13 protein-coding genes are annotated in these 16406 nt (G+C 68.9%); 5 read left to right on the top strand and 8 right to left on the bottom strand.

Annotated features, from left to right (window positions below; genetic code table 11):
- Positions 1–30: 30 nt before the first annotated feature.
- The 4 genes from QHF84_RS20985 to QHF84_RS21000 are packed head-to-tail and all read right to left on the bottom strand — an operon-like array spanning position 31 to position 4726.
- Positions 31–1173: an iron-containing alcohol dehydrogenase gene (locus tag QHF84_RS20985; RefSeq protein ID WP_281315123.1), complete on the bottom strand. Its 1143-nt coding sequence runs from the start codon at positions 1171–1173 to the stop codon at positions 31–33.
- Positions 1174–1192: 19 nt separating this feature from the next.
- Entirely contained in the window at positions 1193–2554 is a 1362-nt protein-coding gene (locus QHF84_RS20990) for a glutamine synthetase (protein ID WP_281315124.1), read from the bottom strand.
- A gap of 50 nt (positions 2555–2604) precedes the next feature.
- Positions 2605–3567: a GGDEF domain-containing protein gene (locus tag QHF84_RS20995; RefSeq protein WP_281315125.1), complete on the bottom strand. Its 963-nt coding sequence runs from the start codon at positions 3565–3567 to the stop codon at positions 2605–2607.
- A 55-nt stretch (positions 3568–3622) separates the two neighbouring features.
- Entirely contained in the window at positions 3623–4726 is a 1104-nt protein-coding gene (locus QHF84_RS21000) for a hypothetical protein (protein WP_281315126.1), read from the bottom strand.
- Between the two features lie 482 nt (positions 4727–5208).
- Between QHF84_RS21000 and QHF84_RS21005 the strand changes: the two genes are divergently transcribed.
- From QHF84_RS21005 to QHF84_RS21015, 3 genes are all read left to right on the top strand, one after another.
- On the top strand, positions 5209–5433 hold the full coding sequence (locus QHF84_RS21005; protein WP_281315127.1) for a hypothetical protein: 225 nt from the start codon (positions 5209–5211) through the stop codon (positions 5431–5433).
- Positions 5434–5559: 126 nt separating this feature from the next.
- Entirely contained in the window at positions 5560–7128 is a 1569-nt protein-coding gene (locus QHF84_RS21010; RefSeq protein ID WP_281315128.1) for a hypothetical protein, read from the top strand.
- Between the two features lie 17 nt (positions 7129–7145).
- Positions 7146–7895, top strand: coding sequence for an ATP-binding cassette domain-containing protein (locus QHF84_RS21015; protein ID WP_281315129.1), 750 nt, complete (start codon positions 7146–7148; stop codon positions 7893–7895).
- 1 nt (position 7896) lies between these two features.
- Here the strand turns inward: QHF84_RS21015 and QHF84_RS21020 are convergent, their stop codons facing one another.
- A complete protein-coding gene (locus tag QHF84_RS21020; RefSeq protein WP_281315130.1) occupies positions 7897–8790 on the bottom strand; it encodes a lysophospholipid acyltransferase family protein in 894 nt (297 codons plus the stop codon).
- Positions 8791–9108: 318 nt separating this feature from the next.
- On the opposite strand from QHF84_RS21020, the gene QHF84_RS21025 reads away from it, so the two are divergent.
- Entirely contained in the window at positions 9109–9744 is a 636-nt protein-coding gene (locus tag QHF84_RS21025) for a response regulator transcription factor (RefSeq protein WP_136934646.1), read from the top strand.
- Positions 9745–9956: 212 nt separating this feature from the next.
- Here QHF84_RS21025 and QHF84_RS21030 read toward each other — a convergent pair whose 3' ends face one another.
- From QHF84_RS21030 to QHF84_RS21040, 3 genes are all read right to left on the bottom strand, one after another.
- Entirely contained in the window at positions 9957–10748 is a 792-nt protein-coding gene (locus QHF84_RS21030) for a hypothetical protein (RefSeq protein ID WP_281315131.1), read from the bottom strand.
- Positions 10749–11128: 380 nt separating this feature from the next.
- Positions 11129–13861, bottom strand: a complete 2733-nt coding sequence (locus QHF84_RS21035; protein WP_281315132.1) for a hypothetical protein — start codon at positions 13859–13861, stop codon at positions 11129–11131.
- A 91-nt stretch (positions 13862–13952) separates the two neighbouring features.
- Positions 13953–15407 (bottom strand): O-antigen ligase family protein, encoded by a 1455-nt coding sequence (locus tag QHF84_RS21040; protein WP_281315133.1) that lies wholly within the window; start codon positions 15405–15407, stop codon positions 13953–13955.
- 129 nt (positions 15408–15536) lie between these two features.
- Between QHF84_RS21040 and QHF84_RS21045 the strand changes: the two genes are divergently transcribed.
- The gene (locus QHF84_RS21045) at positions 15537–16169 is read left to right on the top strand and encodes a polysaccharide biosynthesis/export family protein (RefSeq protein WP_281315134.1); all 633 of its coding nucleotides are present in this window, start codon (positions 15537–15539) and stop codon (positions 16167–16169) included.
- Positions 16170–16406: the final 237 nt, after the last annotated feature.

Consider the following 16406-nt stretch of genomic DNA (forward strand, 5'->3'; position numbering starts at 1 on the left):
CGTCACACCTGAGGGATGCGGGTCAAAGGCTCAGAAACAGGCCTCGTAGAGCGCGCGGAGGTCGTCCCGGGTGCAGGGCCGCGGGTTCGACTGGTGGCAGGCGTCCTGGAAGGCGAGATCGGCGAGGCGCTCGAGGTTCGCGCGCGGCACGCCCGCCTGCGTGAGCGTCCCCGGCAGACCCGTCCGCTCGCGCAGCCGGCGCACGGCTTCCACGCAGCCGGCCGGGCTCGCCTCGCCGCCGAGCAGGACCGAGACCTCCGCGAGCCGCGCCCCCACGACCTCCGCGTTGAACGCACACACGGCCGGCAGGCAAAGCGCGTTCGCGAGGCCGTGGTGCGTCCCGTGCTCGCTCGACAGCGGATGCGCGAGCGAGTGGCATGCGCCGAGCCCCTTCTGGAACGCGACCGCGCCCATCATCGCCGCCTTCATCATCCCGCCGCGGGCTTCCAGGTCGTCGCCGTTCTTCACGGCCCGCTCGAGGTAGCGCCCGACGTGCCGGATCCCTTCGAGCGCGATGCCGTCCGCCATCGGGTGATCGCCCTTCGCCACGTACGCCTCCAGGCAGTGCGTGAGCGCGTCCATGCCCGTCGCCGCCGTGAGGAACGCCGGCATCGACCGCGTCAGCTCGGGATCGAGCAGCGCCGCGTTCGCGAGCAGGTGCGGCGAGAAGATGACGGTTTTCCGATGGTTCGCGTCGAGCGTCACCACGCCCGAGCGCCCGACCTCGCTGCCCGTGCCCGCCGTCGTGGGCAGCGCGAGCATCGGCGGCACGTTCGCCGTGATGTACCGATCGCCGCCGATCGCGTCGTCGTACTCGGCGAGCGGCCGGTGGTGGTGGATGCCGAGGCGCACGAGCTTGCCCACGTCGAGCGGCGAGCCGCCGCCGACCGCGATCACGAGGTCCGCGCCCGACGCTCGGAACGCGCGCACGCCGTCGTGCACGTTCGCCTCGATGGGGTTGCCGAGGACGCCGTCGAAGATCGTCCACGCGATCCCCACCTCGCGCAGCGACGCCTCGATCGGCGCCAAGAGCCCCGCTCCCACGACGCCTTTGTCCGTCACGATCAGCGCGTGCTTGCTGCCGAGCCGCGCGGCCTCTGCGCCCGTCTGCTTCGCTGCCCCTGCCCCGAACACGATGCGCGTCGGGAAGCTCCAGATCGACAGTGGTCCCATGCTCGCCGCCCTCCCCCTCTCAGATCGCCTCGAAATACCGCGCGAGCTCCCAGTCCGTGACGGCGCGCTCGTACTGGCGCACCTCCCACTGCCGGGTGCGCACGTAGTGATCGACGAACCCCTCGCCGAGGATCTTCCGCATGCGCTGGCTCTCCGCGAGTAGCGCCGTCGCCTCGGCCAGCGTGCGCGGCAGCCGCTCGCGCCCCTCGCCGCCCTCGCCCGCGTCGCCCGTGATCGGCGCGCCCGGATCGATGGTGTTCTCGATGCCGTAGATCCCGGCGCCGAGCGTCGCGGCCATCGCGATGTACGGGTTGATGTCGGCCGCCGCTTGCCGCACCTCGACGCGCGCGGACTTCGTCCCGGCGCCCACGATCCGAAGCGCCGCCGTGCGGTTCTCGAAGCCCCACGTCGCCGTGAGCGGCGCCCACACGCCGGGCACGTACCGCTTGTACGAGTTGATCGTCGGCGACACGAGCGCCGTCATCTCGCGCATGCACGCGAGCTGCCCGCCGATGTAGTGGCGCATCTGCCGCGAGATCCCGCCCTCCGACGGCGGCCCCTGGAACACGTTCTCCCCGTCCTTCCAGAGGCTCTGGTGCAGGTGCCCGGACGAGCCCGGCAGCTTCGCGTTCCACTTCGCCATGAAGGTCACGCTGAGCCCGTGCTCGTAGGCGATCTGCTTCATCGCGGCCTTGAAGAGCGCCGCCTTGTCGGCCGCGCGCAGCGCGTCGTCGTACCGGATCGCGGCCTCGTACACGCCGGGCCCCGTCTCCGTGTGCAGCCCTTCGAGCTCGATGTCGAAGGCGCGCATGCCGTCGAAGATCGCGGCCATCAGCTCCTTGTGCTGGCCCTCGCGCACCCACGAGTAGCCGAACATCCCCGGCGAGAGCGACTCGAGCTTCTGGAACCGTTTTTCGTGAAGCGACGCGGGCGTCTCTTTGAACAGAAAGAATTCGTACTCGGCCGAGAGCTTCGCGTGAAGCCCGAGCGACTCCGCGTGCGCGATGACGCGCCGGAGCGCCGAGCGTGGACACGCCGGATGCGCGTTGCCCTCCGCGTCGCGGAAGTCCGCGAGCATGGCCACGGTGCCGGGCTCCCACGGCACGAGCCGCTTCGTCGATGGATCCAGCACGGCGTGCGCGTCGGGATATCCCGTGTGCCAGCCGGTCACGCGCGCGTTGTCGTAGAGGACATCGCCGATGTCCCATCCGAAGACGACGTCGCAGAACCCGAACCCCGAGGAGAGCGCCGAGCGCAGCTTCTCCATCGAGACGTACTTGCCTCGAAGCACGCCATCGACGTCGAAGCCGCCGATCTTCGCTCGACGAACACCTCGCCCCTCGAGCTCCCCCAAGAGCTCATCGAACGTTCCCCCACCCATGCCGCAGTTCGTACCACAGCTTCGCGGCACAGGCGCGCGGCGCTACGGGCTCATTCGATGCGCTCCGGAGGTTCGTCCGCGGCGTGCTCGAGGTCGCTCTTGATGTTCGTCCCGCCGAGATCGACGAGGATCGCTCCGGGCTCCCGGCGCTTGGCTGCGTCGAGGGCGGCCGCGGCGCGGCCGAGCACGTCCGCAGCGCCGTCGGCCGAAGGCGGCCTCCACACGGCCACGCCGACGCGCAACGTGATCACGTATCCCGCGTCTTTCGCCGCGGACGCCATGTGCGCCGCCGCTCGCGTGAGCACGCTCTTCACGGCGGCATGGTCGACGCAGGGCAAGAGCAACGCGAAGTCGTCGTTCCCCCACCGCGCGACCACGTCGTACTGACGCCGCGACGCGCGCAGCGCCTTGCCGAGAAGCGCGAGGAGCGCGTCGCCCTTCTCCCTTCCGAGCACCTCGTTCACCGCGCCCATGCCGTCGACGTCGACGCGCGCCACGGCGTACGAGTCCCACACGCGTTGCGCGCGCCGATGCTCGCGCTCGCACTCCTCCTCGAAGCGACGCCGGTTCGACAGCCCCGTCAGCGTGTCGACCAGCGACACCTCGTCGAGCTTGCGCGCCATCGCCGCGGACGCGCTCTGATCACGCACGACGTCGATCCGCCCCACGACCACGCCGCCCTTCACGATGGGCGCGCTCGTCCACACGAACGAGCGCTGCGGCGGCCCCGTGATCTCCAGCGGGTCGATCTCCACGCGCGTTGGCGAGAGCGCGCCGGCGTCGAGCGACGCGACGGGCCCTGCGAGCTCGGGCGCGGCGTGCGTGAGCCGCGCGAGCAGATGCGCGCGACCTTCCCCCACGCACGACCCCGGATCGAGCCCGAGCAGCGCGGCCGCGCGCCTGCCCGCGGCGCGGCACACGAGCCCTTCATCGAAGACGAGCACTGCCTCGTCGAGGACGTCGAGCAGCGTTTCGAGCGCGAGGTCGGAGGTGTGGGTCGATCGCGACGACATCGCGTTCGAAGGGTACCACCCGAGCGACGCGCCGGAAAAACTTCGGGCGCCCGGATCAGGGCGCGACGGAGAGCGTATGTCGCGACAGGAACCGGAGCAGGTCTTCCTCGCGCCCCTTGGGCCAGCGCCGGTGGAGCGCGGTCCCGACGATCTTCGTGCACTTCTTGTCGATCGCGCACGACGGCTCCTCGCCGTTCGCCGCGCCGAGCCGAAGCCCCGTGGTCTCGGCCGCGATCGCGTCGCGCGCCCGCAGCCAGCGCTCGACCGACGCGCACGGCGCGATCTGATCACACGCGCGGTACATCACGAAGGCCGGCGGCGGCGGACCCGGGCACGACCACGCGGCGCGCGGCGCGTCACTGCCGTACGTGGCGAACGCCGCGACCCGATCGGCGCGCATCATCGCGTACGTCGCGGCCATGTGCCCTCCGTGCCCGGCGCCGACGGCGTAGATCCTCCGGCGATCGACGTGCCCACGTGTCGTGAGCACCGACACGAAGTGATCCGTGGTGGCGACATCGACGTTGTCCTCGCCGGTGTAGTCGACGTCGAACATCGCGCCCTCGCGGTTGCCGTGCAGGGCGCGACCTTGCGGGGAGAGCACGATGAACCCTGCGTGCGCCGGGTCGCCGGTCAGATCGAAGCGCGCGGCGAGCTTGCGCAGCGCGGTCTCCTTGTCGACGCTGCGCGGGTTGTCGCCGGCATCGTGGAAGAAGACGAGCAGCGGTACGGGCGCGCGCGTCTCGATGCCCTTTGGCGTGATGACGCACGCGTAACGCGGCGCGCCTGCGGCGTCTTTCCACTCGAGGACTTCGGAGCCGGGACAGGGCGGCCTTCCGAGCGTGCGCTTGATGTCGCGATCCGGCAGCCCGTCGACCGCGACGCAGCTCCCTTCGGTGGGCGGGCGCGTCACGGGCTTGGCCGCCGCCGTGGCCGACAGCGCGGGGACCGGCGCGGCCCCGCCATCCTTGCGCCCTGCGTCCTTGGCGCCCGCGTCGGTCGCGGCGGCATCGGCGGCTGACGCGTCGCGATCGAAGACGCCGAGGAGATCCCCGCCGTCTACATCGGAGGAAGGGAGCGAGCACCCCGCGCCGAAGAGCGTTGGGATGGCGAGCGGCGCGGCGAGAGCGAGCGCGCAGGCGAGTATCCGGAGCCGCACGAGCGACACTCTAGCCAAGAAGGTGGCTTCGCGAAGCGTCAACGCACCGCGACACGGAGAAGCGGGCGTTGCGAGGAAGGGGAACGTGCCGGGACCGGGATCCGCGGGCGTTGTGATGCGTGGGAATTGTCCGGGATCGGGAGCCGCGGGCGTTGTGATGCGTGGGAATCGTCCGGGATCGGGATCCGCGAGGGTTGCGACGCGTGGGAATTGTCCGGGATCGGGAGCCGCGGGCGTTGCGACGCGTGGGAATCGTCCGGGATCGGGAGCCGCGGGCGTTGCGACACGGGGGAATCATCCGGGCCTCCGATCCGCGAGCGTTGCGCGGCGGAGGAATCATCCGGGATCCGGAGCCGGGTGCGTTGCGACGGCTGGAAGGGCGATCCGGCCTCTGGCCCGCCTCCGTCCGCGCCCTCGCTCCCGAAATCGCCCGCCCCCCTCCTTGAAAGCCCAGACCGACTGGCTAGGTTCCCTCGACCTCAATGGACCTCTTCGACGGCATCCTCGGCGCCCTTCTCCTCGCTCTCGCGGCTTTCCAGACCTGGCTCACGGTTCGCGTCTGGAAGAGCCGCCTCTTCGAGCGCAAGCAGAAGATCCTTCAGTCCCAGCTCATCTGGCTCCTGCCCATCATCGGCGCCGGGCTCGTCTTCACGATCCTCATCGAGGAAGAGCGCTCCAACAAGACGCCCCCCTCCCAGCTCTCCTGAGCTGACTGGAAACTTCCGCGACCACCCTCCTCGTCGCGCGCGATTTTCCCTCGGATCGTCTTCACCGTCCTCACCACCTCCTGCTCATGTTGAGTGCCGCTGGCCTTCGGCGTTAAGGTGGCGCCGATGTCCATCACGCCCGGTACGCTCCGAGCCGAGATGGAGGCGCGTCGAGCCTCCGGACGGACCTTCGATCTGAAAGAGTCGCTCTCCGTCCTCGTGCCGCTCTGCACCGAGATCGGGGAGCTGCATCGCGAGGGCAAAGCGCTCTTCGTTCATCCCTCCGCCATCCTCTACACGGGCTCCGCCGTCAGCCTGCTCGAGGACAAGGCCGAGGCGCTCCCCGCGCTGCCGGCCGATCGCGCCTGCATCGCGCCCGAGTGCCGCAAAGGCACGCCCGGCGACGCTCGCGCGACCGTCTTCAGCATCGGCTCCATCCTCTACGAGATGCTCACCGGCGGCAGCGTCGGTCCGGGCATGAAGCGGCCCACGGACGTCGTGCCCGACCTGCCCGCTTCGCTCGAGATGATCCTCGGCAAGGCCCTCGTCGCCGACGCGAAGCACCGCCCCGCCGACCTCGGTGCGCTCGCGCAAGCCCTCCACAACGTCGCGCCCGGCGCCTCCGTCGCGCCGCCGCCCACGGATGCAGGCCTCGACGACGGCGTCGACGTCGACGTCGCGATGTCGCTCATTCCTCCGGCCACCGCGACCGGCGGCGTCGCGATCCCCGCCGCGCCGAGGGCCCCGAACATCCCCGGCGCCCCCGTCGTCGCGCCCGCGCGCCCCGCCGCGCCCGCACACGATGGCCCCTTCCCCATCGCCGTCGTCCAGGCGCCTCAGGTCCGCAACGCCAACGATCCCACCCAGCGCCTCGCCGACCTCAAGGCCGCGCTCGAGTCCGATCCTCGTCCCCGTTATGTCGTCATCAAGGACGGCATGGATCACGGCCCGTTCAGCGCGGTCGAGGTCCTGCAGCAGATCGCCACGGGCAACTTCACCGGCGACAACCCCCTGCGTGACTCCATCCTCAACGAGGAGAGGTTCATCAAGGACTGGGAGCAGTTCGCCCCGTACGCCGAGCAGGCGAAGCTGAACCGCGACATCAAGCAGGAGAAGAAGAACCTCGAGGCCGTCGTCGTCGCCGAGCGCAAGGGCACGCAGTACAAGGCGCTCATCGGCCTCGCCGTGATCGGCGTGCTCGGCGCAGGCTTCGCGGGCTGGCTGCTCAGCGTGCGCGGCAGCAAGAAGGAAACCAAAGAGGTCCAGGGCGACAGCGTCGTCGCGGTCGAGGTCGACGCCGGGCTCGGCGCTGGCAAGTCCGGCCCCGCGGGCGGCGGTGCCGTGGGCGGCGGCGGCGGCGGCAAGTACCCCGTGCTCGGCGGCGGCATGAGCTGCGAGGGCGCGCGCTCCAAGTACATCGAGGACTACAGCAAGGACGCGCCCCCCGATCTCAGCGCGGGCTCGTTCGGCAACGTGTTGAACCGCGGCAATTACCTCAACGCGTGCAGCGTGCCCTCCTCGACCGAGGTGAGCATCTGCGCGGCGATCCAGAATGGCCGCGCGGTCGGCGTGACGGTCACGACGAAGCCTTCGAACCCGGGCATCAACTCCTGCGTCGCCGGTCAGGTGCGCGCTTTGTCCTTCCCGGCGCACCCGCGCCTCGACGTCACCAACACGACGTTCGCCGCGAACTAGCCCTCTGCGGCCGTCCCATGACCGAGCCGCTCATCCGCATCGAAGACATCACGAAGAGCTTCGGCGCGCGGACCGTGCTGCGCGGCGTGAACCTCTCCATCCCGCGCGGCTGCCTGTACGGCCTCATCGGCCCCGGCGCGTCGGGCAAGAGCGTCTTGCTCAAGCTCATCACGGGCCTCTACCGGCCCGACGCGGGGCGCATCCTCGTCGAGGGGCAGGACGTGCACCAGATGAGCGATCTGGAGCTGCAGAAGTTCCGGCTGCGCTTCGGCATGTTGTTCCAGAACAACGCGCTCTTCGACTACATGACCGTGGGCGAGAACATCGCGTTCCCGCTGCGCCGGCTCTTCGATCTGACCGAGGACGAGATCGCCGAGCGGGTCGCGGAGCGGCTGCGCGTAGTCTCGCTGCCCGGCTTCGAAGATCGTCTGCCGGCAGGGCTCTCGGGCGGGCAGAAGAAGCGCGTGGGCGTGGCGCGGGCGACGATCACGAAGGCGGAGATCGTGCTCTACGACGAGCCCGCGGCGGGCCTCGATCCCGTGACGTCGCAGCGCATCTTCGAGTTGCTCCGCGACGAGCAGCGGGCGGCGGGAGCGACGGTCGTGATGGTGTCGAGTGATCTCGATCGACTGCTCACCGTGACCGATCGGGTCGGCATGCTCTACCGCGGCCGGCTCGTGTTCGACGGCACGACGGAGGAGGCGAAGACGAGCGACGATCCGTACGTCCGCCAGTTCGTCCACGGCCTCACGGAAGGCCCGCTGTAGCTCACACGAAGTGAAACCACTGCGTGGGGTTGTCGCGCAGGAACGCGCCGAGATCGTCCATCAGGCGCTGCGCTGCTGCGTCGAGGTCGCTCGGCGCGGGGCGACGTGGGACGTGGATCGGCGGGAGGACGTGGGCCTCGTAGTGCATGAAGCCGAGCCTTCGCGTGAAGACGGGCATGATGGGGGCTCCGCTCAGTGCGGCGATCGTCAGCGGGCCTTCGGGCACCTGGAAGGGCTCGCCGCAGAGAGCGACCGTGCGTGCGCGCATTCCGGGGGGGACGCGGTCGATCTGCATCGCCACGACGTCGTCTTGCTGGAGGTGACGGAGCAGCGGCAGCGCGTCGAGCGCTGACTCGCCGATGTGCACGACCTTGACGCCCGAGCGCTCACGCAGCTCGTCCTGCATCGCGCGGGCTCGCTCGTCGCGTTCGCGGGCCATCACGACGACCACGTTCTTGGCGTGCACCCGGCTCAGCATCGGGCCTGCGACTTCCCAGCCGCCGAGGTGCGCGGTGGCGATGACGATCCCCTTCCCCTCGGCGGCGCAAGCCTCGTAGTTCGCGACGCCGATGGCGTTCGAGAGCAGCCCGAGCTCCCGACCGCGCGGCGTTCCGAGCAGCATCGCCTCGGTCATGCAGCTCGCGTAGTTCGTGAAGACGGCCGCGACGTCGACGAGCTCTTCGTGTGCGGGGCGCGGACCGAGCACGCGGCGCAGGTTCCGGCGCACGCATGCGCGCTTCTCGTGGAGGCCTGCGGCGAAGGCGGGGCCAAAGAGCAGCGGGCCGTAGCGGAGCAGCGCTTCAGGGCCGTGCATCACGGCCTTCACCATCAGCCGACGGAGGAACGCGGAGTCAGAGCGGAGCTCCTCCGCGATGTGCCGGATGCCGCTCTGCATGGGGCGCTCGCCCCCTGCATTAGCAGCTCGCCGGGAGATGTCAGGGGGAACGGAGGCCAGCGGCAGCCGGAGCGGATGTTCGGGCGGGCAGCGCAGCGGAGGCGGAACGTGATGTCGCTCGTCGTCGCAAAGGCGGCGCATGTGTACAGGTGAAACCGGTGCATGCGTACAGGGAAAAGGGTTTGCCCGGTGGTTCGTCCGGGCGTTCCGTCACGCTCGGATAGGGGTTTTTCCCCCCTGACGGGGCAAACCCGACCCCAAAAGCGGGTTCATTTCGAGGGGGTTCTCACGGTAATGGTGGGGGCGAGGGGGAAAACCATGAAGCTCTTGCTGGTCGATGATCAGAATGTCGTACGGGAATCGCTGGCCAAGGCCCTGCGGGACGAGCCCGATGTCACGCTCGTCGTGGAGGCAGAGAGCGCACGTGACGCGCTCTCACAGAAGAACCGGCAGCCCTTCGACGTCGTCGTGATCGAGCTGTCACTCGCAGACCGTTGCGGGACCGAGCTCATCCGGCAGCTCAAGTCGTTCGGCGAGACGCGCGTGCTCGTGCTCTCCACCTTCCGCGACGAGTTCCGCGTAGGCGAAGCGATGCGCGCCGGCGCCGACGGCTACCTGTCGAAGCGCTGCCGCATGAAGGAGCTCATCGACGCGATACGAACCGTAGCCAAAGGTCGCACCGCCGTCTCTCCCGACGTGAGCGCAGCCATGGTGCGCGCACTCCAGCGCCGCGACGCCGCCCGCGGAGACGTTCTCGCCTCACTCAGCGAGCGCGAGCGCCAGGTCTTACGCCTACTCGCGATGGGCAGCAGCGCGAAGGAAGTCGCCGCGCACCTCGCCATCAGCGTAAAAACAGTCGAGACACATCGCGCACGCCTCTGCGCAAAGGTCGCAACCCACAGCGTCGCCGACCTGACCCGCCTCGCCGTTCGTGCCGGCCTCATCGATATCTGAACATACGTCGCGGGGCGTTGCCCCGCACCCCAGCAGGGGGCTGTCCGCCCCCTGCACCCCGGACCAGCGCAAGCGCTGGACTCGGGGTCGATGAACTGCGCGATGCGCAGTTCTTCCCCAAATGGTCCAGCGCTTGCGCTGGTCCGGGTCGAGGGGCGGATAGCCCCCGCGGGGCCCGGGGCAGCGCCCCGGCGCGACGCCGCCGAGCACACTCAGGCCTGACAGGCGCGTGCTGCTGGCGGAATTTCGTAGTCGTGGAATTCGAACGGGTCGCCGAGGCGGCCATCCATGGCGGCGCGGGCGATGTTGTACATTTCCCGTGCGGTTACGTAATGCACCCGGAAGCCTTCTCGCTTTCCTAGCCAGGCCAGGGCCTCGTGGAAGCGGCGTTGTGGGGCGCCGAGCAGGCTGTCTGCTTCGCGCTCGGGGGCGCCGTGGGTCGAGAGCTTTACGAAGACCCATTCGGGTTTGCCTCGTACGGACACGCCTTGGTCGATCCAGCTCTCGAGTCGCGACAGCGTTGCTGGGTCCCGCGCTGTCAGTGCGCCTGCGTCGATTCGGAGCGGCAGCCCTGGGCCTTGCCGGAGTGAGAGTGCGAGTGGCCCCTGCATGCAGAGCACTCGCTCCATGCGCCCGTCGCCTACGCTTGCTGGCCGCCCGCGCTCGTGTGCTCGACGGCGCTTCATGTCGCCGGATGGATAATAGATGCTGTTCACGATTCGCGGCTGCGTCCGGTCTGGCGCTGAGGGGAATGTGAAGTCGGCGTAACAGCCGAGCTCGTGCAGCAGGTCTAGCTCGTCGTCCACGCCGCAATGGGCGCCGTCGGCGCGCGAATTTGCCAGGCACCAGTTGCCGTGGATGAATGCCCATCGATCTTCGCCTCGTACCCGCGGCACGAGGCCGTGGCGACCGAGGGATGCGAGGGTCCCCTCGAATTTTTCTCGCAGGGTGCTCCGTGTGTCTCGGTCGTGGTGCAGGTGCACCTCTACCTCGCCGAGGCCCATCGCTACGAGCTCTGCGATGGGCTCGAGGAGTGCTGGATCGTACTGGTCGCCTGGGTAAAAGAATGTGTGCCGCGGGGGCCTGCCGTTCGAATCGCGGAAGGATGCGGCGAGTGCGGGGTATCCGCGCCGCCACGTCGCTACCCGTGTGAGACCGCGTGAGAGGGGGGCTGCGCCTGGGGCCTTTGCGTCGCCGGTCCAGAGTGGCTCGAAGTGATCGCAGATGGCCACGAGCACGTGCTTTGGCCGCGTGATCTCGCCGAAGACCAGCCGCTCGACGCCGCGGACGAGCCGCGCCTCGGCCCAGCTTCCCATCCATGGCGCGAGCTTCTCGGTCCATGGCGCGATTCGCCCTGCCACGGCTCTCTGCGCGGCCTCCACCTTCATGCGCTCGCCCTCCCCTTCGGCGCTCGACCCTCTGGAAGCAGGTCGTTCAGCACGACTCCGAACATGCGCCGGTCGCCGAGCTGCTTCGCTGCGCGCGAGAGCTCGCTGCCTTTCGTCATTCCTGCGCGAGCGATCAGGACGCACACGTCGCTCACGTCTTCCAGCACGTTCGCGTCGCCCGAGCCGAGTACGGCGCAGCCGTCGATGACCACGTAGTCGTAGCTCTCCTTCAGCGCGCGCACGGCGCCCTCGAACCACGTCGAATGCAGCGCCGTCGGGAACGCTGCCTCTGTCGCCGGCTCGGCGAGCACGTACAGCGAGGCGCCGATACGAAGCACGCTCCATGGCTCCCAGCGGCCGCTCATGTGCCGCCGGAGTTGCGCCGAGAAGCCCATTTCTTCGGGCACGTGCAGGCCCAGCATCGAGGCGAGGCGCGGCCGACCGAGGTTGCCCTCGACCAGCACGACACGCGCGCGCTCGGCCTCGGCCAGGGTCATGGCGAGCCGCGCAGCGACTGCGCTCTTCCCCTCGCTGATTCCCGGGCTCAGCACGCTCACCACGAGCGGATCCTCGCCGCGCTTTTGCTCGAGCCTGTGCCGGAGCACGCGGAGCGCGCCGAGCACCGCGGGAGGCGCGCCGCGAATCAGCTCGAGCGCGCCTTCGTTTTCGGGGTCGAAGGGCATCCCCACGACCTCGACCTCCGGCGCGAGCATCATCGAGCCTGCGTTCGGATCCCGCAGCAAGATCGCGTTTGGCTCGTCGTCTGCCGGCGGCTCCTCGGCGAAGTCGTCCGCGATGGGCTCGACGGGCGGCTCCTCGGCGGGCGGCTCCTCGGATGGCGGCGGCTCTGCGCTCTTCGCCTTCGCGAGGTAATCCGCGAGCGTCGCGCCGTAGGGCAGCGTCTCCATGCGGATCCGCTTGGGCGGGAGAGGTTCCTCCTCGACCTCCGGGGCGGACGGCGGCGCGCCGAGTGGCATGACGCAGGGTTCGTCGGAGCGCGGCGCGTCCGCCTCCTCCATTCGAACTTCAATCGAGCCGCTGTCCGGCGGCCGGCTCTTTGGCCCCGTGTCCTCGGGTTTTCGAGACGATGGCGGCGGCGATCCCCACGAATCCCGTGTGGTCAGCGCCGTGCTCGTCTTCGGCTCCGGGATGTGCGGCACCGACACGAGCAGCGGCGGCTCGCCGAGCGCCTCGACGTCCCCTTCGTCGAGGATCGTCTCGCACAGAAGCACGCGCGTGCCCGCATAACCGAGCGCGAGGAACAGCGCGACGAACGAGCCTGCGAAGAACACGCGGCCACGACCGCGATCCGGCTTCACCGGCAGATAGGCTGGATCCACCACGACGAGCGCCGCCTCCGCCTCCTCTTCCGCGACCGTCGCGGTCAGGCTCGCGCCGCGCTCCTTCTCCTGCACCTTGCGGAAATTCTCCCGCGCCCGCTCCAGATCGAGCCGCAGCTTGTGCCACTCGGTCTCGAGCTCCACGATTTCGGGATCATTCGGCACCTCGGCGGCCGCCTGCGTCCCCAGGCTCGTGCCCGTCGTCGATCCGGTGTTCGGCGACGGACTCGTGTTCGTGGACCTCGCGCGCGGACCGACCGTCCTCCGCGCCGAGATTTGCGCGGCGATCGAGCGACGCTCCTCTTCCAGCGCCGCGCGGCGGCCCGGCTCGATTCCGTCGCCCTCGACCGGCGGCGGCGGGGCTCCGCCCGTGCGCAAGAGATCGAGCGTCTTTTCCGCCGTGGCGAGCGCGGCCCGCGCCCGCGAAACCTTCGATTGCGCGGAGATCGCGTCCGGGTGAACGGGCGTGACCTTCTGCAATTTCGTCGCGAGATCCGCCTCCGCCGCGACGAGCGCCGCTGCGGCCGCGTCCCTTTGCTTCTGCGCGTCGCTCACGTTCACCGGCAGCGGCGGCGGCGCGCCCGGCTTCCCCGGGCCGGCGAGCTCGGCGTCGATTTGCGCGAGGCGCTGGAGCAGCCGCGCGAGCACCGGATCCGCGGGCGCTCGTTCCCGGCTCGCCTGGGGCGCGCGATTCACGGGATTCGGCTGCGCGAGCGGGGCCGCCGCGCCCGGTTGCGGCGCTGTCGGGGCGTAGGGCGAGTCGTTGATGCCCCAGGTGAATTGCGGATGTTTGGCGAGGAAACGCGCGAGCGCCCGGCTCGCGTCCTCGACCGTGTGATTGGCCTCGTCGAGCTCGCGGCGCAAAACGTCGTGGTTCAGCGCGGCCGTCGTGAGGTTGTCTTTGCTGTAGTCCTCGATCATCACCTCGGCGAGCCGCCTCGTGACGGCCTGCGCCGTGGCCGGATCGTGGTGGGAGAACGACAGCGCGAACGTGTCCTGGGTGCGTGCGCGGAAGGAGACGTTTTTCTGCATCTCCGCCACGGCCTCGAGCATCGATTTTTCCGCGAGCTCGGGATAAAGATCGAATTCCTGGATGATCGAGGAGAGCGTGCCGCGCGCGAGGACGATCTCCTTCAATCGTGGGCCGAGCCGCGCCGCGCGTTGCGCCGCGCTCTCGCCTTCCCTGCCCGCCCGGACGACCTCGCGGTACACGACGGTCGTCTCGCTCCGGTAAATGCGCTTCGTGGAGAGTGCGAGCAAGAGCGAAGCGAGGACGAGCGCCGCGGCGATGGCGATCGTGCTCCGCGCATACCTGCGCGTTCGTTTCATGAGGACGACGATCCGCGCGAGTCGCTCGCGCGGTGTGCTCTCGGTGCTCAGGCGGACCATCTGCTCCCTCCGCGCTCGGGCCCGAGGAGGCTTCGGGCAATGAACATGCTCGGCGCCTCCCCGCTCACCTTGTTTGTCGAGAACGTGCAATTCAGCCAATCACGTGCAGCACGATCCACACGATCGGGAAGAGCAAGAGGCAAGCCGCGCAGACGGTTGCGGCTTCGCGCAGGTCGATACGCACCGAGAACCGCGGGTCCTCGGCGCGCGCGGCCTGGTAGAGCGCCGCCGAGGCGCCGAGCAGCATGTAAAGAAACTCCTTGTACGACCACGACAGGAAAAAGATCCCGACGTACGCCCCGACGAGCGAGATCGCGATCGCCGGCGCGAGGCGACGCAGCTCTGCGTCCACGTCGTACGAGCCGAACCACAATTTCACGGGCACCTTGATCGCGCCATAGAGCACGAGCGAAAAGAGGCAAGCCCCGATGATCCCCGTCTCCGCCGCGGCGAGCAGATAGCTGTTGTGCGCCGTGAGGCCGCGCGTCGATTCGTCGGCGAACTGGCCGACGCCGAAGCCGATCCCCTTCGATCGCCGGATCATCGTGAGCGCCTCGGCCACGAGATCGAGCCGTTCGTCCGCGGACGCCTCGGCTTCCGCCCCGCTCCGACCGCCGAGCAGGAGCACGGGCGGAAACGCGATGCAACCAATGACGACGCCGAAGATCCCCGCGCGCCGGATGAATGCGAGGCCCATCACGACGAGGAAAACGAGGACGCCCATGCGCGACTGGGAAAGGACGATCATCACGGCGAATGCGAGGGCGACGGCGAGCGCCGGGACGACGCGGAAGATCGAGCCGACGCTGGAGAGGAGGCCGTCTGTGAGCAGGATCGGAAGCCTCAAGGACGCGGCGCTCGGCTTCTGGTTCGGATCACGGGACGAACGTTTTCGTTCGGCGAACGCGAGCGCGAAGGGCAAGGCCATCACGGCGGCGAGCGAGAGCTCGTTCGGGTCGGCGAGCGTGCCGCGATAACGTACGCGTCCTCCGATCGTGGCCGTGCCGAACGGCCCGACCCGCTCGCAACGGTAATTCACGTCCGGCAGGCCGTCCTTGCGGCAATCGAGCGCGGTCTCGCAGCCGCGCCCGTCGTACTCGAGCTCGCCTTTGCCCTCCCAGTCGCCTTTTTCTGCGATCATGCAGCCATAAGGGCTTTGTGACTGCACGAGCGCGACCGTCGTGGCGAACATCATGCAAACGAGCAGCGTCCAGCAGAACCGCCGGAGCCCCTTCGTCGTGCCGAGGCCGAGCGCGATCACGCCGAAGATGCAGAGGACGATGGCGAGATCGATTCCCTCTTTTTGCAGGACCGCGGGCCTGCGCACGAGCGTGACGATCGCTCCCCACAGGAAAAACGCGAGCACGAAGGGTGCGTGCGGCGGTAAATCGACCCGGGCGCGACCGCGCAGGACGTCCGCGGCGAATGCCACGGTGAAGAGCGCGAAGACGATGTAGAGGAGCGGCAGCCCGGCGAGGGCCGGCACGAACTCCTGGGGCTTCAAGACGACGAGCGCGCAGAGCACGCACACGATGATCGAGGCCATGTCCCCCGAAGGCGCGCGTTCCAGATGACTCTCCGCGGCGCGCGTGGCCTCTTTCGTAGCAGGGGTCGGCCCTCCGAGCATTCGGGATCACCCTTTGCCATGGGTGAACCTGCTCGTCGGAGGAATGCCATGGATGTGCACCAAAAGAAGAGAATCGCCCGGGGCGTGAAAGGACGATTCGTGCGGGGATGCCTGCTCCTTCTGGGGCTTTGGGCCTCGGCGAGCTGCGGCGGCGCGCGTCCGAACTACGATTACACGACGGAGCTGCGCGTGATGCGGACGTACACCGTCGGCGCCGGGGACGTGCTCGAGGTGCGCGTATGGCACAACGATCAATTGAGCCGCAGGGTCACGGTGCGCCCCGACGGATTCGTGACGCTCCCGCTCGTCGGCGACATCGTCTGCGGCGGCAAGACCGTCGAGCAGATCGGCAAGGAGATCACCGAGAAGGGCCAGCAATTCTACACGGAGCCGCTGGTCGTGTCCGTCGAGGTCGCCGAGCTCCACAGCTATCGCATTTACGTGCTCGGCGAGGTCACGCGTCCGGGCGAGTTCACGCCGACGGGGCAAGTCACGGTGCTGCAGGCGATCGCGCTCGCCGGTGGATTCACGCGGTTTGCCGCGCCGAACGAGATCGTCATCGTGCGCAAGGACGCGCATGGCGAACGGCGGATCCCGTTCGCGTTCTCGGCCGTGGTGAAAGGCGGCGATCTACGCGAGAATTTGCCGCTCCTGACGAATGACACCGTGGTCGTTCCATAGCGCACCCCTGGTCACTCCAGAGTGCACCCGGACGTTCCAGTTTGGATGCACGATTCCGACGGATTTAGCAGATGCAACGCTGTTGCATTGATTCGTAATGGATTTTACCCATTACGGACTATTTTCGGCTGTGACGCAGATCGGCATTGACACCAATCGAGAAAAAACGGAAGGTCGCCAATCTCCGGGCCCCCGGATCCGTCCGCTCCGACCTTTTTTTTCTCGAGGTGTCAGCCC

The sequence above is a fragment of the Polyangium sp. y55x31 genome (assembly GCF_029946505.1).
GTDB lineage: Bacteria > Myxococcota_A > Polyangia > Polyangiales > Polyangiaceae > Polyangium.

What these genes read in the sequence shown, in the direction of transcription:
- QHF84_RS20985 (WP_281315123.1), bottom strand. Translation starts at nt 1,173, where the DNA reads ATGGGACCACTGTCGATCTGGAGCTTCCCGACGCGCATCGTGTTCGGG.
- QHF84_RS20990 (WP_281315124.1), bottom strand. Translation starts at nt 2,554, where the DNA reads ATGGGTGGGGGAACGTTCGATGAGCTCTTGGGGGAGCTCGAGGGGCGA.
- QHF84_RS20995 (WP_281315125.1), bottom strand. Translation starts at nt 3,567, where the DNA reads ATGTCGTCGCGATCGACCCACACCTCCGACCTCGCGCTCGAAACGCTG.
- QHF84_RS21005 (WP_281315127.1), top strand. Translation starts at nt 5,209, where the DNA reads ATGGACCTCTTCGACGGCATCCTCGGCGCCCTTCTCCTCGCTCTCGCG.
- QHF84_RS21010 (WP_281315128.1), top strand. Translation starts at nt 5,560, where the DNA reads ATGTCCATCACGCCCGGTACGCTCCGAGCCGAGATGGAGGCGCGTCGA.
- QHF84_RS21015 (WP_281315129.1), top strand. Translation starts at nt 7,146, where the DNA reads ATGACCGAGCCGCTCATCCGCATCGAAGACATCACGAAGAGCTTCGGC.
- QHF84_RS21020 (WP_281315130.1), bottom strand. Translation starts at nt 8,790, where the DNA reads ATGCAGAGCGGCATCCGGCACATCGCGGAGGAGCTCCGCTCTGACTCC.
- QHF84_RS21025 (WP_136934646.1), top strand. Translation starts at nt 9,109, where the DNA reads ATGAAGCTCTTGCTGGTCGATGATCAGAATGTCGTACGGGAATCGCTG.
- QHF84_RS21030 (WP_281315131.1), bottom strand. Translation starts at nt 10,748, where the DNA reads ATGGGCCTCGGCGAGGTAGAGGTGCACCTGCACCACGACCGAGACACA.
- QHF84_RS21035 (WP_281315132.1), bottom strand. Translation starts at nt 13,861, where the DNA reads ATGGTCCGCCTGAGCACCGAGAGCACACCGCGCGAGCGACTCGCGCGG.
- QHF84_RS21040 (WP_281315133.1), bottom strand. Translation starts at nt 15,407, where the DNA reads ATGGCCTCGATCATCGTGTGCGTGCTCTGCGCGCTCGTCGTCTTGAAG.
- QHF84_RS21045 (WP_281315134.1), top strand. Translation starts at nt 15,537, where the DNA reads ATGGATGTGCACCAAAAGAAGAGAATCGCCCGGGGCGTGAAAGGACGA.